A 22,750-nucleotide genomic window follows, 5' to 3' on the forward strand; every position below is an offset into this window, starting at 1 on the left:
GTCAGGGTGTCCAGCGCAGGGTGACGAAGGCGCTGCGCGGGACATCGCTGCGCCGGGTCTCGCTCGCCTCGGCGTGGCGGTCGTGCAGCAGGTCAAGCCCGGTCGCCGAGAGCTCGAGAGAGTCGGTCACTTGCCAGGCGACCCGCACACTGGCCTCAGCGTAGCCCGAGGCGCCCACGTAGCCTGAGGCCGCCAGTCGCGGGATGTCGTCGATCACGCGCAGGCCCAGGTCGAGGGTCAGCCGGTCCGACAAACGCATGTGCGAGCGCGCCTTGGCCCACCAGCCCGGGTCCGCGCCGGCGGCCTCGAAGCCGGCGACGTCGCGGCTGCCCGGCTTCAGCTCGAAATCCTTCCGCAGGATCGAGCCGCCCAGGCTGACGCGCCACCAGTCCGCGAGCTGCGCGTCGCCCCAGGCCTCCAGGCCCCAGGTCTGCCCCTCCATGGTGTTGCCCACGAAGATCGGCGCGGGCAGGCGGCCGGGGATGAACTCGTTGGTCCTGAGCTCGTCGTAATCGTGGAAGTAGGCGGTCACCGAGAGATTGGCCGCATCGGTGATGCGGCCGCGGTAGCCGAGCTCGTAGGCGACGAGCTTCTCGGACCCCATCAGCCCGGGCTCCACGAGCCCGGCGATGGCGAAATCCCGTTCGATACGCGACGGATTGCGGATGGCCCGCGAGACGGCGCCCCAGACGAACTGCCGGTCCGAGATGCGCCAGCCCAGCCGGGCGTTCGGGATCCACTCGCTCTTGGTGTAGTCGTTGGTCTCGAGCTTGAGGCCGAGGGTCAGCAGCAGGTCGGGGCGCAGCGCCACCTCGTCCTGGATGAAGACGTTGCCGATGTCGACGCGCCGCCCGGGAGGCGAGAGAAGCTGCGGCTCGGCGAGGGTGCGGAATTCGTCCTTCGTGATTCGGTAGCCGCCGCCCCAGACCACGGAATGCCGCCGGCCGAGGGTGAAGGCGTGCTGGGCCTCGATGTCCCAGACCCGCAACTCGTCGTGGATCCCGCGGGCCTCCCGCTTGATCGTATCGTAGTAGGCCTGGACCTCCAGGGTCCCGGCTGTCGAGAACCGGCGGGTCCAGCGGCCGAGCACGTTGCCACCGCGAACGAAGCCCGCGTCGAAGCCCAGGCTCTGGTCGATCTCGGCGTCCTGCAGGTCGCCCTGCAGGGTGAGGCTGTTGGCCCCCAGCGCCCAGTCGGTGCGGAAGCCGGCCTGCCATCCGTCCCAGCCGTCGTTGGCGCTGGCCCCGGTGGCGGTCTCCAGGTCGCCGCGCTTGAACGCCGTGCCGTAGATCCGGCCCGCGCCGGAGCCGCCGAGCTGGGCCCCGTAGCGCAGGCGCACGTCGCTATCGAGCGTCCCGAGGTTCGCCACGGCCAGGCCGCCTTGGGTGTCGAAGGCGCTCCGCGAGGTGATGTTGACCACGCCGTTGACCGCGTTCGCGCCCCATAGCGTGCCGCCCGGGCCGCTGATTACCTCGATCCGGTCGATGTCCTCCAGCAGGGCGTGGTGCTGGTCCCAGTCCACGCCCGAGAAGAGGGGGGTGTAGACGCTGCGCCCGTCCATCAGCACGAGCAGCTTGTTGGCCGACTCGAAGCCGGCGAAGCCGCGGGCGCTGATGGAATAGTCGAGGGCGTCGATGCGCATGACCTCGAGATTCGGCGCCAGACGCAGGGTCTCGGGAATCGTCAGGGCGCCCGACTGGCGGATCGCATCGTTGGTGATGACATAGACGGAGGAGGCGGCGTGGCTGATCGCCTCCGGCCGCTTCGACACCGAGGTGATGCTGATCTGCGACAGTTCGTCGATGGAGAGCTCGCCGAGCGCCCGGGCGGTAGGGGCGGCGTCGGCCAGCAGGAAGCTGCCGTCCTGCGCGTGAGCCTGGCCTGTCCAGGCCATGGCGAGCGCGGCCACGGCCGCAGAGCCGCACGAGAGCCGGATGGAGCGGAATGCTCCCCGCTGAGACTTCTTCATGGCCCCCCTTAGGCGCCGCGTCGCAAGCCCCCCGGCTCTGGGCGTGGATTAGCACAACCATTCCGGAAGGTAAGTCCCGTTGCGGGACCTAACGGAAACCGCGGCTTTACGGGGCATCGGTTTATGTAGAACAATGGGTATGCTCCGGCGTCAGACCGGGGGCGACCTCGAGGGGAAACATGCTCGTCAAACGCGCCTTGGCCGCCGTGCTGTCGCTCGGCCTGCTCACCGCCGCCACGACCGGTCAGGCCCAGACCGCGCCTGCCGCGGTTGGGGCCGGAGGGCCGGTTGCGAAGCTCGCGCAGGGGCCGGTCCGCGGCGCCCTCGCCGACGGCGCGGCGACCTTCCTGGGCATTCCCTACGCCGCCGCGCCGGTGGGCGACCTGCGCTGGCGGCCGCCGGCCGCGGCGCCCACCTGGCGGGAGACCCGCGACGCCACCCGGCCGGGCGCCAACTGCACCCAGTCCGAGGACTGCCTGTTCCTGAACGTGACCCGTCCCGCGAACGCCCGGCCGGGGGCCAAGCTGCCGGTCATGGTGTGGATCCACGGCGGCGCTTTCGTCATGGGCAACAGCATCGGCGCCTTTGGGGCCGAGCACGACGGGGCGGAGTTCGCCCGCCAGGGCGTGGTCACGGTGACCCTGAACTACCGCCTGGGCCGGGCCGGCTGGTTCTCGCACCCCGCCCTTCGCCGCGAGGGGCCCACCGGCAACTACGGGCTCATGGACCAGATCGCGGCCCTGAAGTGGGTGCAGGCGAACATCCATGCCTTCGGCGGCGACCCGAAGAACGTGACCATCTTCGGCGAGTCGGGTGGGGCGATCTCGGTCCTCTACCTCATGCTGGCGCCGGACGCGCGCGGGCTGTTCCACAAGGCAATCTCCGAATCGGGCTTCGGCCGCCACCAGCCGGTCCCGCTCGCGGTGGCCGAGGCGACCGCGGTGCAACTCGCCGAAAAAGCCGGGGTCACGGGCGACGGCGCCGAAGCGGCCGCAGCGCTGCGCCGGCTGCCGCTGACCGCCCTGCCGGTGAGCGGGCCGCTGACCGCCCCTGGCCGGCCGGGGCCGATTCTCGACGGGGCGATCATCCAGTCCGGCCTTGCCGAAGGCTTCGCCGCGGGGCGACAGGCCAAGATCCCGCTGGTCCTGGGCGGCAACTCCAACGAGGCCAGCCTCTTCCGGCCACAGCCCGCACAGCTCGACCTCGTGCCGGAGGCCGCGCGGCCTTCGCTGATGGCGGCCTTCGACCCCGAGGGGACGGGCGATCGCAACCGGATCGTCCACCGGCTGGCCACCGCCCAGTTCATCACCGAGCCCGACCGCAACCTCGCCCGGCTGCACGCCAAGGCCGGGGCTCCGGTGTGGCTGTACCACTTCTCCTATGTGACCCCGGCCGAGCGGGCGACCTCGCTTGGCGCAGCGCACACCGCCGAGATCAAGTACGTGTTCGGCGGCGCGAAGCAGAAGTTCGCGCCCGAGGACGTGCCGCTGTCGAAGGCGATGAACGCCTACTGGGCCGCCTTCGCCCGCAAGGGCGACCCCGGCCACGCCGGCGGTACGTCCTGGCCGCGCTTCGCCCCGAAGGAGACCACCCTCGAGTTCGGCGATGAGGGCGTGCAGGTGCGCGAGCGCCACCTGGCCGGCCGGCTCGACTGGGTGGAAACCAGCTTGGCCAAGCGCTGAGGGCAGGGGCCTTGGCCCCGCCAAGCGCCCGTGCCACACAGGTTTTCAAAGGAACGCATACCGGCGCTTCGAAGCCAGACCACTGGCCCGCGCCGCACCAGGGGAACACCGCGCATGACCGCCGCCGCCGCGCCTGCGGGCCGCAAGCCCAGCATGGCCTACAGCTATCTCGTCGTCTGGATCCTGGCGGTCGTCTACACGCTGAACTTCCTCGACCGGCAGATCGTCGCCATCCTGGCCGAGCCGATCCGCAAGGACCTCGGCCTCAGCGACACCCAACTCGGCATGCTGGGCGGTCTCGCCTTCGCCGCGTTCTACACCACGTTCGGGCTGCCGGTGGCCTGGCTGGCCGACCGGGCGCGGCGCGTCTGGATCATCTCCGCGGCGTGCGCGCTCTGGAGCCTGTTCACCGCGCTTTGCGGCACGGCGACGAACTTCCTGCAGCTCGCCCTCTACCGCATGGGCGTGGGCGTGGGGGAGGCGGGCGGCTCGCCGCCCTCCTACTCGCTGATCAGCGACTACTTCCCGCCCGAGAAGCGAGGCACGGCGCTGGCCATCTATTCGCTCGGCGTCCCGGCCGGGTCGATGATCGGCGCCTTCGCGGCCGGCCGGATCGCCGAGGCCTACGGCTGGCGAACCGCCTTCTTCGCCATGGGCGTGCCCGGCCTCGTCATGGCGCTCGTCCTGCTGCTGGTGATCCGTGAGCCGAAGCGCGGCGCCTTCGACGCGCTGGCGGACGGCCAGACCCACGAAGCGGCGCCGCCCATGTTCCAGGCCATCGGCGGCTTCTTCCGCCAGCCGACCCTGATCCTCACGGCGATCTCCAGCGCCATGAGCGCCTTCGTCGGCTACGCCGCCCTGAACTGGAATGCGCCGTTCCTGATCCGGGTGAAGGGCATGACCCTGGTGGAGGTGGCAAACTACTACTCGCTGGTGCTGGGGATCACCGGCATGATCGGCACCTTCGCGGCCGGCTGGCTGGTGGACCGGCTCGGACGCAAGGACCGGCGCTGGTTCGCCTGGGTGCCGGCCATCGCCTTCGCCATCACCATCCCGTTCTGGTTCGGGATCGTCTGGGCGCCCACCTGGCAGCTCGCCCTGGTGTTCATCGCCATCCCGGCGCTGCTGAACAACATGTATCTCGCCCCGGCGCTGACGGTGGTCCAGAACGCCGTGCCGCCTGCCCGACGGACGATCTCGGGCGCGGTGCTGCTGTTCGTGCTGAACCTGGTCGGCCTGGGCGTCGGGCCCGTCTATGTCGGCCGGATCTCGGACTGGGCGAAGCCGCAGTACGGCGACCAGTCGCTGGCCGTGGGCTTCCTCGCGCTGGTGCCGATCATCGTCATCACCATCGGCTGCCACCTCGCCGCGGCCGCCTCGATCAACAGGGACAAGCGGCTCGCCCACAACCTGTGACTTCAGGGACGCAGCGCGCTGGCGCCGGGCGGGTTATGTTGCCGGCGAGGGTCATGTTTTCGAGTCGGGTTCAACTGTGAGTGACGTGAGTGAGACGCCGTGGATCCGCAGCTATGCGCTGGCGCCGCGGCGCCTGAGCGAGGGCGGCTGGGTGTGGCTGCGCCCCTACGAGTGGCGCTGGCAGCGGCCGGAGAGCTCGTTGCCGGCGGCGGTGAACCCGCCGCGCGTGTACAGCCGGAAGGCTCCAAGCAAGCGCTGAACGGCGGGCCGAAAACGGCCCACCGGGCATTGCGGCGACCTATGACACCGGTTACCAAGCTCTCCGCAAGGGAGTGAGCCGATGTTCGACAAGGTCTATCACGCGACACATCCGGACATGATGGCCGGGGTGGACAACGAGACGCTGCGCGACCGCTACTTGGTCGGCGGGCTCTTCCAGCCGGGCCGCATCAGCCTCAACTATTCGCACAACGAGCGCTTCGTGATCGGCGGCGCGGCCCCCACGACGGCGCCGCTGACGCTGCCGGTGCAGAGCGAGCCGGAATCGGCCAAGGGTCACCCGTTCCTGGAGCGCCGCGAGCTAGGCGTGGTGAACGTCGGCGGCGCCGGCCGCATCAGCGTGGATGGCCAGGCCTACGAGCTCGCGCCCCGCGACGGCCTCTACGTGCCCATGGGCTCGGAGACGGTCACCTTCGAGAGCGCGGACGCCGGCGCGCCGGCCCTGTTCTACCTGGTCTCCCTGCCGTGCCACGTGCGGCTGGAAGCCCAGCACATCTCCATCGACAAGGCCAATCCGCTGGAGCGCGGCACGCCCGAGCAGTCGAACGAGCGGACCATCTACCAGTACATCATCCCGGGCGTGTGCAAGTCGGCGCAACTGCTGCTGGGGGTGACGATCCTGAAGCCGGGCAGCGTGTGGAACACCATGCCGCCGCACCTGCACGACCGCCGCTCGGAGATCTACTTCTACTTCGGGCTCGAGGGCGACAATCGGGTTTTCCACTTCATGGGCGAGCCGGACTCCATGCGCCATGTGGTGATGAGCAACAACGAGGCGGTGATCTCGCCGCCGTGGTCGATCCACATGGGCGCGGGCACCAGCGCCTACGGCTTCATCTGGGCCATGGGCGGGGAGAACCTCGACTACACGGACATGAACGTCCTCGACATCTGCCAGCTCAAGTAGGCCCGGCCGAGATGAGCACCGAACTCTTCAGCCTGGCCGGCAAGGTGGCGGTGGTCACCGGGGCGAACACCGGCCTGGGCCAGGCCATCGCGGTGGCGCTGGCGCAGGCCGGCGCGGACGTGGCGGCGGTTGGCCGCTCGGCCATGGACGAGACCCAGGCCGCCGTCGAGGCGACCGGCCGCCGGTTCCTCGGGATCTCGGCCGACCTCGGCTCCACCGAGCCGGTGGAACGGATCGTCAAGGAGACGGTGGACGGCCTGGGCGGGCTCGACATCCTGGTGAACAACGCCGGGATCATCCGCCGCGCCGACGCGATCGACTTCACCGAGGCCGACTGGGACGCGGTGATGGACGTGAACCTGAAGTCGGCCTTCTTCCTCAGCCAGGCCTGCGCCCGGGTGATGCTCGAGCGCGGCTACGGGAAGATCATCAACATCGCCTCGATGCTGAGCTTCCAGGGCGGCATCCGGGTGGCGTCCTACACCGCCTCGAAGAGCGGCATCGCGGGGCTCACCAAGCTGCTGGCCAACGAATGGGCCGGCAGGGGGATCAACGTCAACGCCATCGCGCCCGGCTATTTCGCCACCAACAACACCGAGGCGCTGCGCGCCGACGAGAGCCGCAACAAGGACATCCTGGCACGCATCCCGGCGGGACGCTGGGGCCGCCCGGAGGACCTGGGCGGGGCGGCCGTGTTCCTGGCGAGCGCCGCGGCCGACTACATGCACGGGGCGGTGGTGCCGGTGGACGGCGGCTGGCTGGCCCGGTGAGCTGGCGGCCCTTTCTCGCTTGAGCGAGGGGGGCAGCCGGTAGGCGGTCGCGCCGCCCGAGGCTGACGGAGCGTCGCGGCGCCACGTCTCGAGCCGCCGGCGAAGGTTTTTCTTTCTCTCCACCTTCCTTCCGCCGAAGCATCACGGATGGTCGGCGGAAGGCCGGCTGTGACGCGCAGGCGTGGCCAAACGGAGAGGCGCCCCCAACGAAGACGGCGGCCCGGCTTTTCGCCGGACCGCCGCTTGCAGAGCGTGCTGGCCGGCTCCGTCTCAGTCGACTTTTGCGGGCGCCATCCGCGGACTGAGGATGTGCACCACCAGCAGGGCGAGGAGGTAGGCCGAGGCCGCCACCACGAAGATCGGCGTGTAGCTGCCGATCTTCTCCAGCACCCAGCCGGCGTACTTGGACATGGCCATGCCGCCGATGCCGCCGACCATGCCGCCGATGCCGATCACCGAGCCCACGGCGGCGCGCGGGAAGACGTCGGACGGAAGGGTGTAGAGGTTCGCCGAGAAGCCCTGGTGGGCGGCGGTCGCGAGGCCGATGATGCCCACGGCCAGCCAGACGTTGTCGGCGTACATGGCGAAGGCGATCGGCGTCACGCACAGCGCGCAGACCAGCATAGTGAGCTTGCGGGCCGCGTTGTGGCTCATGCCGCGGTGCATGAAGCGCGAGGAAAGCCATCCGCCGCCGACGCTGCCCACGTCGGACAGCAGGTAGATGGCGATCAGCGGCGGCCCGAACGTCTTCAGGTCCAGGCCGTAGCGCTTGGACAGGAAGTCCGGCAGCCAGAACAGGTACATCCACCAGATCGGGTCGATCAGGAACTTGCCGAGCGCATAGGCCCAGGTCTCCTTCACGCGGATCAGCTTCGTCCAAGGCACGTGCTGCACCGGGTCGGGCGGATCCTGCTCGATGTAGGCAAGCTCGGCGGCCGACAGCTTCGACTGCTCGCGCGGGCGCTTGTAGACCAGCCACCAGACCGGCAGCCACACGAGGCTGACCAGGCCGGTGATGATGAAGGCCGCCTGCCAGCCCATGGTCAGGGTGATCACCGGCACGACGAGCGGGGTGACGATGGCGCCGATGTTGGTGCCGGCGTTGAACACGCCGGTGGCGAAGGCGCGCTCCTTCTTGGGGAACCACTCGGTCACGGCCTTGATGCCGGCCGGGAAGCCGCCGCCCTCGCCGACGCCCAGCACCACCCGGGCGGCGATGAAGCCGCCGGCCGACTTGGCGAAGGCGCAGCCGATGTGGCCGATGGTCCAGATGACGAAGGCCGCGGCGAAGCCCATCCGGGCGCCGATGCGGTCCACGATCCGGCCGAAGAACAGGTAGCTCAGCGCGTAGGCGGCCTGGAACCAGAAGACGATGTCGGCGTAGGTGGTCTCGCTCCAGCCCAGCTCCTTCTCGAGCGTCGGCTTGAGCAGGCCCAGCATCTGCCGGTCAACGTAGTTGATCACCATCGCCGTGAAGAGCAGCGCGACGATGATCCAGCGGTAGTTGCCGACCTTGACGGCGATCGGCTGCGCCCCTTGCGCCTCTGCGGTCACGGGCTCCCTCCCTGGTTATTCTTACTTAGCCTGCGCGATGGTAGCGGTACAACGGACCTGCCCCAGCGCGCCGAAGTCGATGATCGCCTCGTCGCCCGGTCTCACATCGTGGATGCCGGTGAGCTGGCCGGTGGTGACGAGGTCGCCCGCCCGCAGCGGCCGGCCGCGCCGCGCGGTGTGGCCGAGGATCCAGGCCAGGCAGCCGGCGGGGCCGCCCTCGAGGTTGGCGGCCGAGCCCGTTCCAACCTCGACACCGTTGACGAGCGTGCGGCAGGTGAGGGCGGAGGGATCGGCGTCGCGCCAGCCGGGGATCGCCGGCCCGAGGATCAGGCCGGCGTTGTTGCCGAAGTCCGAGACCACGACCCTAGGGCCGAGCTCGTTGATGGTGGCCAGCGGCGAACCGGCCGCCTCGCAGCCGATCAGGAAGGCGTCGACGAGGTCCAGGGCCTCCTCGGGTGTCCAGTCGAGCTTGTCGGGCGGCGCGTCCTTGGCCAGCCGTATCACCACCTCGGCCTCCACGGCCGAGAAGCCGCCGGGGATGGTCGCAAAGACGCCGGGCTCGCCGGCGGCCGGCCGCTGCACGTTGCCGGCGAAGATCGGGCCCACCAGGCGGGTCTCGCCGACCTCCGCCTGCACCGCGGGCGGCACCTTGCCGATCTTCCAGCCCACCACCTTGGCGGGCCACAGGCCGATAGCAGCCTCCTGGATCCGGTAGCCCTCGTCCAGGCTCCGCGGCAGCGGGCCGGGGAAGCCCGGCAGCGCGCGCGCCTGCTGACGCGCGTCGACGAAGCTGCGCGCGATCTCGGTCGCGCCTTCGCGCGCAGTGGTGGCCGCCGGCTCCGTCAAAAGCTCACTCCTCCCGCCGTCCGGCCCGTCTTCAGCTCTGTCAGCAGGGGTATAGGAAACCGGTGTCATTCTCAAATCAAGGCCAGGTTGAACAAGGAAGGTCAGGCGGACAGGACCGCCGCGGGATCTGCGTCGAGGCCGGCGTAGGCGGCTTCGACCGCCGCGCGGAAGGCGGAAGCCTCGGCCACCGCGCGCGGGAATACGGCGCGGAGCGCCAGCAGGCCGGCCACGTCCGCGGCCGGCTCGCCGGTCATCCGGCGGCCGATGTCGAGCAGGGTGTCGGCCATGGGATCGGTTATCGATTCGCCGGCTTGGGCGCGGCCGCGCACGAAATGGGCCCAGGCGGCGATCGGAACGGCGAGCCGGGTGACCGGCCGCCCGGCGGCCAGGGCCTCGGCCGTGGCCTCCAGGACCCGGAACGGCAGCTTCTGGGAGCCGTCCCAGGCGATCTGCGCCAGCTTGTGGGCGATGGCCGGGTTGCGGAAGCGCGCCATGACGGCGCCGATGTAGCCGGCAACATCGAGGCCCGGCGTCGGCGGCAGGCTGGCGGCGATGTCCAGGCGCATCATGCGCTCCACGAAGCCTGCGAGGCGGTCATCCTGCATGGCCTCGGCGACCGTCTCGTGCCCGAGCTTCAGGCCCGCGTAGGCTAGGGTGGAGTGCGGCCCGTTGAGCAGCCGCAGCTTGGCCTTCTCGAAGGCCGCCACATCGTGGGTCAGGGTGACGCCGGCGGCCGCAAAGGCCCCCGAGCAGTCGCCGAGCTCGTCCTCGACCACCCACTGCACGAAGCGCTCGCGCTGGATCGGCCAGGCGTCCTCCAGCCCGAGCACGCCCATGACCTTCTCGCGCAGCTCGTCGTCCGTCGCCGGCGTGATGCTGTCGACCATGGTGGAGGGGAAGCGGACCTCGGAGGCGATCCAGCCGGCGAGCTCGGCGTCCCCCTTGGCTTCCGCGAACTGGACCACGGCTCGGCGCAGGCGATCGCCGTTGTCGGAAAGGTTGTCGCAGCTCACCACCACGAAAGGCGCGAGCCGCGCCGCCCGGCGAGCCGCGAGGCCCTCGGCCAGCCAGCGCGGAAAGCTCACCGGCGTGGCGCCGCCTTCCAGGTCGCGGCGGATGTCCGGGTGGTCGAGGTCGAGGTCGCCGGCGGGCGTCAGGCAGTAGCCCTTCTCGGTCACCGTGGAGGTGACGATCCGCACGGCAGGATCGGCTAAGCGGGCGAGCACCCGGGCCGGGTCGCGGGGCGCGGTCAGCACCTCCTTGATGGCGCCGATCACCCGGAACCGCGGCTCGGCCTCGCGCTCGGCCAGCACGTAGAGACCGTCCTGCGGCGTCAGCGCGTCGGCCACGTCCGAGGAGCGGACCGCGACGGCGCACACCGCGAAGTCGCCCCCGGCCTTGAGCATTTCGTCGAAATACCAGGCCTGGTGCGCACGGTGGAACGCGCCTGGGCCGAAGTGGACCACGCCGATCCTGGCCGCCGCGCGGTCGTAGGCGGGGAGCTCCACGCCGCTGGCCGCCAGATGGAGCGTATGGTTGGAGAGACGTTGCATCAGGTCCCAGAAGCCCCGCAGGCCCTGGCGAAAGCCGGCGAACCTACCGAGGCGCCGCACGGATCCCGGCTTTCGCCGCAAGACAAGGAGGAGATCAAAGCGTCACGCCTCGCTTCCAGAGCGCGATCTCGCGTTCGCCGTTCTCTTCGGCCCGGGTCTCGCAGCCGGAGGCGGTGGCGAGCACCAGGTCCATAAGGGCGTCGGCGGCCGAATCCAGCGGCTCGCCCATGGCGACCCGGCCGGCGTCGAAGTCGATCCAGTGCGGCTTGCGCTGCGCGAGGCTGGAGTTGGTGGCGATCTTCAGCGTCGGCGCCGGGAAGCCCAGCGGAGTCCCGCGGCCGGTGGCGAAGAGGATCACGGTTGCGCCGGCCGCCGTGAGCGCCGTGGACGAGATCGCATCGTTTCCAGGAGCTTCCAGAAGGGCCACGCCCGGCTTGCCGTGGATCTGCTCGCCGTAGCGCACCACCTCGGTGACAGGCGCCCGGCCGGCTTTCTGGACGGCGCCCAGGGACTTCTCCTCGAGGGTGGTGATGCCGCCGGCGATATTGCCGGGGGAGGGATTCTCCGAGACCGGCTCGCCGTGGGCCAGGAAATAGCCCTTGAAGTCGTTCACGACGCGGACGACGTCCTCGTAGACGGCCTCGCTCTCGGCGCGGGCCATCAACAACCGCTCGGCGCCGAAGATCTCCGGGATCTCGGTCAGGATGGCCGAGCCGCCGGCGGCGCAGACCCTGTCGGCGATCCTCCCGACCAGCGGGTTGGCGGTCAGGCCCGAGAGGCCGTCAGAGCCGCCGCACTTCAGGCCGATTACCAACTCGGACACCGGGCAGGGCTCGCGGCGGTCCTGCTCGGCGACCTGCACGAGCTGCTCCACCGCCTCGAGACCCGCCTCGATCTCGTCCTCCAGCATCTGCGTCGTGAACGACCGCAGGCGCTCGGGGTCGAGCTGGGGCGCGCTCTCGAGGACGGCGGCGAGCTGGTTGTTCTCGCAACCCAGGCCGATGATCAGCACGCCGCCGGCATTGGGATGGCCGGCCAGGGCTGCGGTCATCCGGCGCGTGGCGTCGAGGTCGCCCCCGAGTTGCGAGCAGCCGAAGGGGTGGGTCAGCGCGTGCACGCCGTCCAGGCGACCTTTGAACAGACGGTTGGCCTGATCGGCGATCTTCTGAGCGGTGCGGGCGACGCAACCGACGGTGGACAGGATCCAGATCTCGTTCCGGGTGCCTACCCGGCCATCCTTGCGCCGGTAGCCCATGAAGGTCTGCTCGGGCTCCGCGCGCAGGGCCTCGGCCGGGGCCGGCGTCCAGGCGTACTCGTCCAGGCCGGACAGGGCGGTGGCGACGTTGTGCACGTGGACGTGGTCGCCGGGATGAATGTCGAGCTTGGCGCGTCCGATCGGCCAGCCGTACTTGCGCACCGGCTCCCCTGCGGCGACGGCGCGGATCGCCACCTTGTGCCCAGCCGGAATGTCGGCGCGGGCGAAGACGCCGTCCGTCACCGCCTCACCGGCCGGGAGCCCTCCAGGGGCGACGGCCACGTCGTCGCGGGGATCGATCCGCAGGAGGGAGGCTGCTAAGCTCATCGGCTCCATGGTAACCGGTGTCATGCGCGCGGCAAGCCCGCGCTGGCGCAGAGCGAGACGTGCGGAGAGGAAACGACATGGCCAGGCCGCTGACCCTTCATGAAGACCGGCTGTTCCCTGTCGAGCCCGCGGCGCGTGGCGTCGCCCGCCGGCTGTACGGCGCGGTCAAGGACCTGCCGATCATCAGCCCGCACGGCCATACCGACCCCTCTTGGTTCGCGCTGAACGAGCCGTTCTCCAACGCCACCGAGTTGTTCCTCGCGCCGGACCACTACCTCTACCGCATGCTCTACTCGCAAGGGATTCCCCTTGAGGCCCTGGGCGTTCCCAGCCGGGCCGGCATGTCGAGCGCCGATCCCCGCAAGGCCTGGCGCATCTTCGCGGAGAACCAGCACCTGTTCCGCGGCACGCCGTCCTCCATGTGGCTGGCCCACGTGTTCGGGGCGGTGTTCGGCTTCACCGAGGCGCTCTCGGCCGAGACGGCGGACGACTACTACGATGCTATCAACGAGAAGCTGGCCAGCGACGCCTTCCGGCCCCGCGCGCTGTTCGACCGCTTCAAGATTGAGGCCCTGGCCACCACCGAGGGCCCGCAGGAGAGCCTCGACCATCACGCCGCCATCCGCAGGAGCGGCTGGGGCGGGAAGGTTATCACTGCCTATCGTCCCGACCCGGTGATCGACTGCGAGCACGAGCAGTTCCAGGACGCCCTGGCCCGGTTCGGTGAGATCACCGGCAAGGATGTGATGAGCTGGGACGGCTATCTCGACGCCCACCGCGTGCGCCGCCAGCAGTTCATGGAGGCGGGCGCCACCTCCACCGACCACGGGCACCCGACCGCCCGCACCGCCGACCTGCCGCGCGCCGAGGCCGAACGGCTGTTCCAGACGGTGATCTCGGGCAAGGCCAGCGCCGCTGAGGCCGAGATGTTCCGCGCCCAGATGCTCACCGAAATGGCGCGGATGAGCCTGGACGACGGGCTGGTGATGCAGATCCACCCCGGGTCGTTCCGCAACCACAACAAACTGATCTTCGACCGCTACGGCCGCGACAAGGGCGCCGACATTCCGACCCAGACCGAGTACGTGCACGCGCTGAAGCCGCTGCTCGACCGGTTCGGGAACGAGCGGAACCTGACGGTGATCCTCTTCACGCTGGACGAGACCAGCTATTCCCGTGAGCTTGCCCCGCTGGCCGGGCACTACCCCATCCTGCGGCTGGGCCCCTCCTGGTGGTTCCACGACAGCCCCGAGGGCATGCGCCGGTTCCGCGAGCAGACCACCGAGACGGCGGGCTTCTACAACACCGTGGGCTTCAACGACGACACCCGCGCCTTCCTGTCGATCCCGGCCCGGCACGATGTGGCCCGGCGCATCGACTGCGGCTTCCTGGCCAGGCTCGTGACCGAGCATCGGCTGGACGAGGAGGAGGCCCGCGAACTGGCGGTCGACCTTGCCTACAACCTGCCACGGCGCGCCTACAAACTCGACCGGCCCGCCACGGCGCCCTTGGCGGAAGCCGTCTGACGGTGCAGCCTGTGGCGCGCGCCGGCCTCCGGCGCTAGAGGTGGCGTGGCAGGAGGCCGGACGGCAGTTGACCGAAGCTTCGAAAGCAACGCGCCCGGCGTTGGTGTGGGACGCCGCCAAGCGCCCCACCATCAACGATATCGCCCGACTGGCCCAGGTCTCGAAGAAGACCGTCTCGCGCGTCATCAACCAGTCGCCGTTCGTGAAGGCCGACACCCGCGAGCGGGTCAACGCGATCATCTCCGAGCTGGGGTACGCGCCCGACCCGCAGGCGCGCGGCCTGGCGTTCCGCCGCTCGTTCCTGATCGGCCTCGTCTACGACAACCCGAGCCCGCAGTACGTCATCGACATGCAGCAGGGCATCCTGGACGCGGTGCGCGGGTCGGGGCTCGAGCTGCTGGTCCACCCCTGCGACCGGGCGAGCCCGACGTTCCTCTCCGAAGTGCGCGGCTTCGTGGAGCGCCAGAAGCTGTTCGGCGTGGTTCTGCCGCCGTCGGTGTCCGAGGACGACCGCGTCGCCGACCTGCTGACCGAGCTCGACTGTCCTTATGTGCGGATCGCCGGCATCCCGTTGGACGAGCCGGACTCCAGCCTCGTCACCCACGACCGGCGCGGCGGCTACCAGGCGGCGAAACACCTGGTCGGCCTGGGGCACAAGGTGGTGGCGCACATCTCGGGGCCGAACACCTTCCGCTCGGCGCACGAGCGGCGGGCGGGCTTCGAGGAGGGGCTCGCCGAAGGCGGCGTCACCCTGCAGGACGCCTATTCGCTGGAAGGGCGCTACACCTACGACTCCGGGGCCGAGTGCGCGCGTCGGCTGTTCGCGCTCGACCCCCGGCCGACCGCGATCTTCACCGGCAACGACGAGATGGCCGCGGGGGTCTACCAGGCCGCGCGGGAGGCCGGGCTGTCGATTCCGAGGGACCTGTCGGTGGTCAGCTACGACGACAGCCCGACGGCGCCGCGGCTCTTCCCGCCGCTGACCAGCGTCCGTTTGCCGATCCGCGAGATCGGCAAGGTGGCCGCCCAGATGCTGCTGCGCGATCCCGAGGCGGAGCCGCGGACCCGGCCGTCGGAGTTCGAGCCCACCTTGATCGTCCGCGAGTCGGCTGCGCCGCCGGCCTGAGCTCGACCGGACGTTGCTATTCCTGACAGTTCGGCCATACCGCCCGCAGAAGAACCGTGGAAGCGGACATGGAACGAGGGGGGAGCGGATTGCCGCCGGCTGAGCCGTCCCGGGAGCGCGACGGGGACGACCCGTTGCTGAGCGCCTTCCTGGAACGGCGCGAGGCGCTGCTGCTGTTCCTGGCGGCCCGCACCCGCTCGATGGTCATGGCCGAGGACCTGGTCCAGGACCTCTACGTCAAGCTGCGCACGGCGGAGGTGAGGGGCGAGGTGAAGTCGCCCGCGGCTCTGCTCTACAAGATGGCCGCCAACCTGCTGACGGACCAGGTGCGCAGCCGCCAGCGCGCGGCCCGGCGGGACGGCCAGTGGCGCCAGGAGACCCACATTTCGCTTGGCGGGGAGGACGTGGTCGGCGAGCCGGCGGCCGACGAGGTCTTGGTGTCGAAGGAGCGGGTGCGCCTGCTCACCGAGGCCGTCGCAGACCTGCCGCCGCAGCAGCAGAAGGCGTTCCGGCTGCACAAGCTGGAGGGGCGCAGCCAGGCCGAGACGGCCGACGCCATGGGGGTCTCCCGCAAGATGGTGGAGCAGCACATCCAGGCCGCCGTCCGCAACCTCGCCCAGAGGCTGCGCACATGAGCGGCATGGAATTTGCGGCTGGACCTAGGGATACGGCGGAACGGCGCCGTCTTGGGGATTGTCCAGCGCTGAAGGCGCAGAGCGGGCAGGCGAGGCGATGAGCAGCATGACGGCGCAGGAGGAGCGGGCGACGGCGGAAGCCGGCGCTTGGCTTGCGCGCCTGCAGCGGCCCGACCTGACCGGGGAGGACGGCATGGCCTTCGAGGCCTGGCTCGCCGAGACTCCCGCCAACCGCGCCGCCTACCGCCAGGCGCTGGACGTCTGGCACCAGTACGAGGCCGCCGCCGCCGAGGTGCTGGCCGAACTCGAGGCGCCGGCCCCGCGGAGGCCTGCCGCGGCCCGGTCCATGGCCACGCGTCGCTGGATGGTGGGCGCGGGCGGCTTTGCCGCCGCCGCCGCCGTGGCCCTGGCCGTCCTGCCGCCGATGATCACCCAGGCGCCGACCGAGCTCTACCAGACGGGCCGCAGCCAGCATCGCAGCCTGACGCTCGCCGACGGCTCCACCCTGCACCTCAACGCCGAGACCCGGCTGAGCGTCACCCTGGCCCGCAACGAGCGGCGTGTGGTGCTGGAGGACGGGGAGGCGATCTTCCAGGTGTCCGCCGACAAGGACCGTCCGTTCACCGTCGCCGCCGCCGACCACCAGGTTCGGGTGGTGGGCACCCAGTTCGACGTCCGCCACCGCGAGGGCGCCGTCTCGGTCACCGTGGCCGAGGGCAAGGTGCAGGTGCGGCCCGCCGGCCGGGCCGCCGCCCGCCCGGTGCTGCTGGTTCCGGGTCAGCAACTGGCCATCGCCGCCTCTGGCGTCGCCAAGCTCAGCTCGGTGGACCCGCAGGAGGCGTTTAGCTGGCGCTCGGGCCGTCTCGTCTACCGCGACGAGCCCCTGTCGCGCGTCGTGGCCGACCTCAACCGGCAGTTCGACCAGCAGATCGAGATCGGTGATCCCGAGCTGGCGGACATCCCGATAACCGGGGTCATCGTCCTCGACGATGCGGGCGCCGTGACGCAGCGTCTTTCCTTGATGCTGCCCGTAAGATCAGTACCTTCCGAGCGGGGGTTGCGGCTTCTCAAGAAGTAGCGCCGAGCGGTTAGGGCGGACGGACCATCTCCAGACGACGGGAATTTGCCGCCGCGTTGACGGGTGTCGGCGTGGCCCTCGGCTTGGCTGATTCCAGCCATGCGGCGACCGCCCCTGTCCGCTTCCGTATCGAGCCCAAGCCCTATTCCGAGGCCCTGATCGACCTCGCCCAGCAGGCCAACATCACCCTTGTGGGCGCCCGCGTCTGCGACGGCGCCGCCGCGCCGGGCCTGACCGGGCGCTACACCTTCGAACAGGCGCTTGACCGGCTCCTCGCGACGGCGCCGTGCGGCTGGCGGCTGGTGGCCCCGCGGACGGTGGAAATCGTCGCGCGGCCGAAGGCTCAGCCCGCTGTGCCGCCTCCGCCGGCCGTGGTGTCGGAGCTGGTGGTCACCGCCACGAAGCGGGCGCGCAACCCGCGCGAGCTCGCCGTCGCCGTTTCGGCCGCATCGGGCGGAGCGCTGGAGGAAGCCGGCGCCACCGACATCGCCGACGCCGCGCCGCAGCTCGCGGGCGTGCTCGCCACCAACCTCGGTCCGGGGCGCAACAAGCTGCTGCTGCGTGGGCTGTCGGACGGCGCCTTCACCGGTCGGACCCGATCGACCGTGGTCACCTACCTCGACGATGTGCCCCTCAACTACAACGCTCCGGATCCCGACCTCAGGCTCGTGGACGTGGAGCGACTGGAGGTGGCGCGCGGGCCGCAGGGGGCGCTCTACGGCGCGGGCTCTCTGGCCGGCGTCTACCGCATCGTCTCGCGCAAGCCGGACCTCTACGCGCTGCAGGGCGAGGTGCGGGCCTCCGCCGCCGACACCCAGGGCGGCGACCCGAGCTACGCCGTGCAGGGCTACGCCAGCGCGCCGCTTTGGCGCGGCGTGGCGGGCCTGCGGGTCGCAGGCTACAGCGAGGTGCAGGGCGGCCAGCTCGACGACATCAACCTCGGTCGCGAGAATGTCGACCGGACGGAGCGCAGGGGCGGGCGCGCCAGCCTGCGGGTGGAGCCCACCGACAGCTTCTCGCTGACGATCACCGGGGCGGGGCAGCACCTCCGGTCGGACGACACCCACTACACCAACCCCGGCATGGGCCTGAAGCGGGCCAACCGGATTCCCGAGCCGCACGTCAACGACATCGCCCTGGGCGCGGTGACGCTGAAGGGGACCTGGCGCGGCCTCGACTTCACTTCGTCGTCCGGGTTCGTGCGTCACGCCTACGGCAGCTTCTACGACGCCACTCTGGTGCAGAACACCTACACGGACTTCGCCCAGACCTCGGCGTACTCCGAGCGAAGCCGCACCCGGCTGTTCGTGCAGGACATGTTCGTAGCCTACGACGGGCCCAGGTTCGAATGGCTGCTCGGGCTCTACGGCTCGGCTACGGCGGCGCATACCCCGACAGAGCTGCTGGCGCAGAGCACGGTGGGCGGCACGCTTGTGGAGTCGATGGTGTACGCCGACGACCGGCGCGACCGGATCCGCGAGTATGCGGCCTACGGCGAACTGGCCTACCGGCCGGCCCCCGGCTGGACGGTGGCGCTGGGTGGACGGGTGTTCACGACGCGCACCCGGACGAAGTCGGACGTGGTGTCGGAGCGGTTCGAGGCGCGCACCCTGGACGCCCAGCAGACCTTCACGGGCGTCTCGCCGAAGCTGTCGGTGCAGTACGAGCTGTCGCCCGGCGACCTGCTCTACGGCGTGATCTCGGAGGGTCACCGGGCCGGGGGCTTCAACTCCGGGGGGGCCGAGCCGATCCGGCCCGCCGTGCTGGCCGACTACCATCCCGACCGGCTGCGGCATTTGGAGCTGGGCGCAAAGCTGACCTTCATGCAGGGCCGGTTGGGCGTGAACTCGGCGGTCTTCTACGACGACTGGCACAACATCCAGACGGACCAGTTCCGGATGGACTCGATCGGGATCCCGTTCACCACGAACGCCGGCGACGCGCGGATCCTTGGCGTGGAGGGCGAGCTCGCGTTCCGCTGGACCGAGAACCTGCTGGTGCAGGCCAACGCCCGCTACGCGCGGACCCGCACGCGCGACCCGAATGTCGACGCCTATCCGCTGCTGAGCGATGACCTGCCGGGCGCCCCGGCCTTCTCCGGCGCAGCCATGGTGACCTACCAGAAGCGGCTGGCCGGCGACTGGTTGCTGCGGCTGACCGGCGAAACCGCCTACGTGGGCCGCTCGCGCCTGGAGTGGCAGGCGACCAGCCGCCAGGAGATGGGCGGCTACGCCCGCACGCGGCTGCTGGCCGAGATTTCCAACCGGCGGGTGGGCCTGCAGGCGTTCGTCACCAACCCCACCAATGCCTATGGGGACACCTTCGCCTTCGGCAATCCGTTCAACCCGAACCAGACCCGTCAGGTCACGCCGCAGCGGCCGCGGACCTTCGGCGTGACCCTGTTCGCCAGCTACTGATTTTTTTCTGGAGCGACCTAGGGAGGGCGGCGCCCGGCGCCGTCATCACCGCGATCCCGGCCTAACTGGAGAGGTCGGTATCCGGACCCCGCTGACCACGAGGCCCGAAAAAATCGACACGGCGCGGTCCGAGCCCAAAACCCGCGCCGTTTCGGACGAGCGCGGCCCCGACGAGGAGAGCGTCCGGGGCCGCGCCTTGTCGCATGCCTCACAGCTCAGTTGGCCGAACCGCAAGGCGGTGCTACCCTTGTCGGGTTGATCGCGGCTGGCTCGGGTCGCGTCGGCGCTTGCGCCGATCAGATCAATACGCGCCGGTTCTCTCCAGTCGCCGGCGTGGGATACTGCCCCGGCTCGAGGACGTCACACTTCGGCCGGGGCCTCTCCCGCTCCAAAAGTACGATGCGTCTGCGGCGGCGCTTCAATGCTTGCACCGCCTGACACCGGTGTCAGAATGACGGCATGAGTGCTTTGCCGACCCGCCGCGCCGCGTTGCTCTCCGGCGCCGCCGCCAGTTTCGCCGGGCTCGCCGGCTCCGCCTTGGCCCAGACAGCGCCTGGCCGTGACCAGGTGCTCGCCGCCATGCGGCGGGCGACCCGCTTCATGACCGACAAGGTGGCGTTCAACGGCGGCTACGTGTGGAGCTACCTGCCGGACTTCTCCCGGCGGTGGGGCGAACTGGAAGCCAAGCCGACCATGGTCTGGGTGCAGCCGCCCGGAACGGCGACCATGGGTCACCTCTACCTGGACGCCTATCACGCCACCGGAGAGGCCCAGTACTATGACGCCGCCGAACAGGTGGCCGGCGCGCTGATCTTTGGCCAGCACGCCTCGGGCGGCTGGAACTACCTGATCGATTTCGGCGGCGAGGGCTCGATCCGCGACTGGTACGAGACCTATGGCCAGAACGCCTGGCGCATGGAGGAATTCCACCACTACCTCGGCAACGCCACCTTCGACGACGCCGGGACCTCCGAGGCCATGCAGTTCCTGCTGCGGCTCTACCTGGAGAAGCGCGATCCGAAGTACCGGCCGGCGCTGGACCGGGCGATCGCCTTCGTCCTCGAGAGCCAGTACCCCATGGGCGGCTGGCCTCAGCGGCACCCGCACGCGGAGCACGGGCCGGACTACGCGCGCTACGTCACCTTCAACGACGACGTCGCCGGCGAGAATCTGAAGTTCCTGATCATGGTCTACCAGACGCTCGGCGACGCCCGGGTGCTGGACCCGATCCGCCGCGCCATGGACAGCTTCGTGGTCACGCAGCAGGGCCAGCCGCAGCCGGGCTGGGGCCTGCAGCACACGCTGGACCTGAAGCCCGCCGCCGCGCGGAGCTACGAGCCGTTGGCGCTCGCCACCCACACGACCGCCAACAACCTCGAGCAGCTCATGAACTTCTACGAGCTGACGGGGGAGACGCGGTTCCTCGCCCGGGTTGGCGAGGGGCTGGACTGGCTGGACAAGGTGAAGCTAGACCGGCCGCGGCCGGACGGGCGAACGCACCCGACGTTCATCGAGATCGGGACCAACCGGCCGCTCTACGTGCACCGCACGGGCTCCAACGTGGTCAACGGCCGCTACTTCGCCGACCACAGCGACCAGAAGCTGCTCGGCCACTACGGCGCCTACCGCAAGATCGACGTGGCCAGAATGCGCCGGCGGCTGGAGAAGCTGAAGGCGACGCCGCCGTCCGAGGCGGCACGGAACTCGCCGCTGCTGGCCCGCACCGCGATCACCCTGCCCAGGTACTTCGCCAATCAGGACATTTCGACCTCCGACCTGAACGCGGTGAAGGCGCCGCCCTCCGACGACAAGGGCCAGGCCGCCGCGCGGCTCATCGCGGAGCTCAACGCCGAGGGCTGGTGGCCGTCGCGGCTGGCGGCCCTGAGCAACCCGTACCGCGGTCCGGGTCCGAAGACGCCGACGCCAGGGGACTACGCCTCGACGCATGTGGGCGACGCCTGGGACACCTCGCCGTACCCCGTGAAGGAGGGGCCGGTGGGCATCTCCATCGCCCATTACATCGGCGCCATGAGCACCCTTATCGCCTATCTGGACCAGACGCGCTGACCGCCGAGAGGCGGCCGTCGAAACGCTGGCCGCCGATCGTCAGGTTGTGGAGCTTCAGGTCGCGGACGTTCTCCAGCACGAAGTTGGTCTTGGCCGAGGCGACGGAAACGTCCTTGATGAGCACGCCGTCGAGCGGGGCCGCCGCCGGCGCATGGCCCTCGAAGACCACGCCGACATTCTGGACCTTGAAGTCCTCGAAGACGATGTCGCGGTAGGTCGATGGGAAGGCGCCGCCCAGCTCCCCCGGATAGTTGAGCTGGAACCAGAAGAGGGTCCCGAAATCCTCGACGGTGAAGTTGCGCACGCGCACGTGCTCCACCGTGCCGCCCCGGTCGAGATTGGCCTTGAAGCGGATCGCGGAGGCGCCCTTTCGCAGCACGTTGTCGGTGAAGAAGACGTGGCGGATGCCGCCCGACATCTCCGATCCCAGCGCGATGCCGTCCTCGCCGCCCATGTCGTTGTCGCGGACCACCACGTGGGTGGAGGGGCGCCCGATGGCGCGTCCGTCGAGGTCGCGGCCTGACTTCACGACCACGGAATCGTCGCCGGTGCGGAAGACGGACTTCTCGATGAGCACATGGGTGGAGGAATCCACGTCCACCCCGTCGTTGTTGGGGAACATGGAGTCCACCCGGATGCCGCGGACGACGGCATGGTCGACGTAGACCAGGTGGTTCACCCAGAAGGGCGAGTTCTTGACCGTATAGCCTTCTAGCCGGACGCGCCGGGCGCCAAGGAATTGGATGATGCTCGGGCGCAGGTAGGAGCCCTTGGCGAAGACCCGCTGGCGGAGCGGCACGCCGTCGAAGCCCATCTTCCGCAGGCGCTGGAAGTCCGGCTCGGCCCGCTCGTACCAGGCGTGGAAGCCGCTCTGCGCGTTCCCGTCGATGATCCCCGGGCCGGTGATCGCCACGTCCTCGACGTCCGCGGCGTAGATGAGCGGCGAGTAGCTCATCACCTCGGTGCCTTCCCAGCGGGTCTTCACCACCGGCAGGTAGTCATCGGGATTGGGGGAGAAGAGCAGGGTGGCGCCCGCCTCGAGGTGCAGGTCGATCCGGCTCTTCAGGTGGATCGGGCCCTTGGAGAACCAGACGCCGGGGCCCAGCACCACCCGCCCGCCGCCGACGCGGCTGGCGCGCTGGATCGCAGCCAGGATCGCCGGACGCGCGTCCGCCCTGCCGTCGGAGCGGCCCTCGACCCGGAAGCTCCGGGCGGGGATCCGGGGGGCCTGGATGTTGGCGACGATCGCGTCGGCCATCCGCCAGTCAGCGTCCGTGGACTGCGCCTGGGCGGGGAGGGCGAGGGCGGCCGCCGCGACAACGGCGAGGAGCGTGCGCATGAAA

Annotated in this window: 17 protein-coding genes; 11 read left to right on the forward strand and 6 right to left on the reverse strand. The window is 70.1% G+C overall.

Annotated elements, in window-relative coordinates:
* Position 1 precedes the first annotated feature (1 nt).
* Positions 2 to 1,969: a TonB-dependent receptor plug domain-containing protein gene (locus ACE3Q8_RS02975; protein WP_374468748.1), complete on the reverse strand. Its 1,968-nt coding sequence runs from the start codon at positions 1,967 to 1,969 to the stop codon at positions 2 to 4.
* Between the two features lie 179 nt (positions 1,970 to 2,148).
* Between ACE3Q8_RS02975 and ACE3Q8_RS02980 the strand changes: the two genes are divergently transcribed.
* The 5 genes from ACE3Q8_RS02980 (at position 2,149) to kduD (ending at position 7,023) form a co-directional block, all read left to right on the forward strand.
* Positions 2,149 to 3,651: a carboxylesterase/lipase family protein gene (locus tag ACE3Q8_RS02980; RefSeq protein WP_374468749.1), complete on the forward strand. Its 1,503-nt coding sequence runs from the start codon at positions 2,149 to 2,151 to the stop codon at positions 3,649 to 3,651.
* A 114-nt stretch (positions 3,652 to 3,765) separates the two neighbouring features.
* On the forward strand, positions 3,766 to 5,067 hold the full coding sequence (locus tag ACE3Q8_RS02985) for a spinster family MFS transporter (protein ID WP_374468750.1): 1,302 nt from the start codon (positions 3,766 to 3,768) through the stop codon (positions 5,065 to 5,067).
* An 85-nt stretch (positions 5,068 to 5,152) separates the two neighbouring features.
* A complete protein-coding gene (locus ACE3Q8_RS02990) occupies positions 5,153 to 5,326 on the forward strand; it encodes a hypothetical protein (RefSeq protein WP_374468751.1) in 174 nt (57 codons plus the stop codon).
* Positions 5,327 to 5,407: 81 nt separating this feature from the next.
* Positions 5,408 to 6,253, forward strand: coding sequence for a 5-dehydro-4-deoxy-D-glucuronate isomerase (gene kduI, locus ACE3Q8_RS02995; RefSeq protein ID WP_374468752.1), 846 nt, complete (start codon positions 5,408 to 5,410; stop codon positions 6,251 to 6,253).
* 11 nt (positions 6,254 to 6,264) lie between these two features.
* Complete coding sequence (gene kduD / locus ACE3Q8_RS03000; RefSeq protein ID WP_374468753.1) at positions 6,265 to 7,023, forward strand: 2-dehydro-3-deoxy-D-gluconate 5-dehydrogenase KduD; 759 nt, start codon at positions 6,265 to 6,267, stop codon at positions 7,021 to 7,023.
* A gap of 270 nt (positions 7,024 to 7,293) precedes the next feature.
* On the opposite strand, the gene ACE3Q8_RS03005 is transcribed toward kduD, so the two are convergent.
* From ACE3Q8_RS03005 to ACE3Q8_RS03020, 4 genes are all read right to left on the reverse strand, one after another.
* Positions 7,294 to 8,577 carry an MFS transporter gene (locus ACE3Q8_RS03005; protein WP_374468754.1) on the reverse strand — a complete coding sequence of 428 codons (1,284 nt, stop codon included), beginning with the start codon at positions 8,575 to 8,577 and terminating at the stop codon, positions 7,294 to 7,296.
* Between the two features lie 21 nt (positions 8,578 to 8,598).
* Positions 8,599 to 9,423 (reverse strand): 2-keto-4-pentenoate hydratase, encoded by an 825-nt coding sequence (locus ACE3Q8_RS03010; RefSeq protein ID WP_374468755.1) that lies wholly within the window; start codon positions 9,421 to 9,423, stop codon positions 8,599 to 8,601.
* Positions 9,424 to 9,524: 101 nt separating this feature from the next.
* Positions 9,525 to 11,036, reverse strand: coding sequence for a mannitol dehydrogenase family protein (locus ACE3Q8_RS03015; protein WP_374468756.1), 1,512 nt, complete (start codon positions 11,034 to 11,036; stop codon positions 9,525 to 9,527).
* Between the two features lie 34 nt (positions 11,037 to 11,070).
* A complete protein-coding gene (locus ACE3Q8_RS03020) occupies positions 11,071 to 12,582 on the reverse strand; it encodes a UxaA family hydrolase (protein ID WP_374468757.1) in 1,512 nt (503 codons plus the stop codon).
* Between the two features lie 53 nt (positions 12,583 to 12,635).
* Here ACE3Q8_RS03020 and uxaC point away from each other — a divergent pair, with 53 nt between their 5' ends.
* From uxaC to ACE3Q8_RS03050, 6 genes are all read left to right on the forward strand, one after another.
* On the forward strand, positions 12,636 to 14,084 hold the full coding sequence (uxaC, locus tag ACE3Q8_RS03025) for a glucuronate isomerase (protein WP_374468758.1): 1,449 nt from the start codon (positions 12,636 to 12,638) through the stop codon (positions 14,082 to 14,084).
* 67 nt (positions 14,085 to 14,151) lie between these two features.
* Complete coding sequence (locus ACE3Q8_RS03030; RefSeq protein WP_374468759.1) at positions 14,152 to 15,210, forward strand: LacI family DNA-binding transcriptional regulator; 1,059 nt, start codon at positions 14,152 to 14,154, stop codon at positions 15,208 to 15,210.
* Between the two features lie 134 nt (positions 15,211 to 15,344).
* A complete protein-coding gene (locus ACE3Q8_RS03035) occupies positions 15,345 to 15,845 on the forward strand; it encodes an RNA polymerase sigma factor (protein ID WP_374468760.1) in 501 nt (166 codons plus the stop codon).
* A 97-nt stretch (positions 15,846 to 15,942) separates the two neighbouring features.
* Complete coding sequence (locus ACE3Q8_RS03040; RefSeq protein ID WP_374468761.1) at positions 15,943 to 16,923, forward strand: FecR domain-containing protein; 981 nt, start codon at positions 15,943 to 15,945, stop codon at positions 16,921 to 16,923.
* An 83-nt stretch (positions 16,924 to 17,006) separates the two neighbouring features.
* The gene (locus ACE3Q8_RS03045) at positions 17,007 to 19,340 is read left to right on the forward strand and encodes a TonB-dependent receptor (protein ID WP_374468762.1); all 2,334 of its coding nucleotides are present in this window, start codon (positions 17,007 to 17,009) and stop codon (positions 19,338 to 19,340) included.
* Between the two features lie 459 nt (positions 19,341 to 19,799).
* A complete protein-coding gene (locus ACE3Q8_RS03050; protein ID WP_374468763.1) occupies positions 19,800 to 21,407 on the forward strand; it encodes a pectate lyase in 1,608 nt (535 codons plus the stop codon).
* Here ACE3Q8_RS03050 and ACE3Q8_RS03055 read toward each other — a convergent pair.
* The gene (locus ACE3Q8_RS03055; RefSeq protein WP_374468764.1) at positions 21,379 to 22,746 is read right to left on the reverse strand and encodes a glycoside hydrolase family 28 protein; all 1,368 of its coding nucleotides are present in this window, start codon (positions 22,744 to 22,746) and stop codon (positions 21,379 to 21,381) included. The two genes, ACE3Q8_RS03050 and ACE3Q8_RS03055, sit on opposite strands and share 29 nt — an antisense overlap.
* Positions 22,747 to 22,750: the final 4 nt, after the last annotated feature.

This window comes from Phenylobacterium sp., assembly GCF_041913825.1.
Classification (GTDB): Bacteria; Pseudomonadota; Alphaproteobacteria; order Caulobacterales; family Caulobacteraceae; genus Phenylobacterium.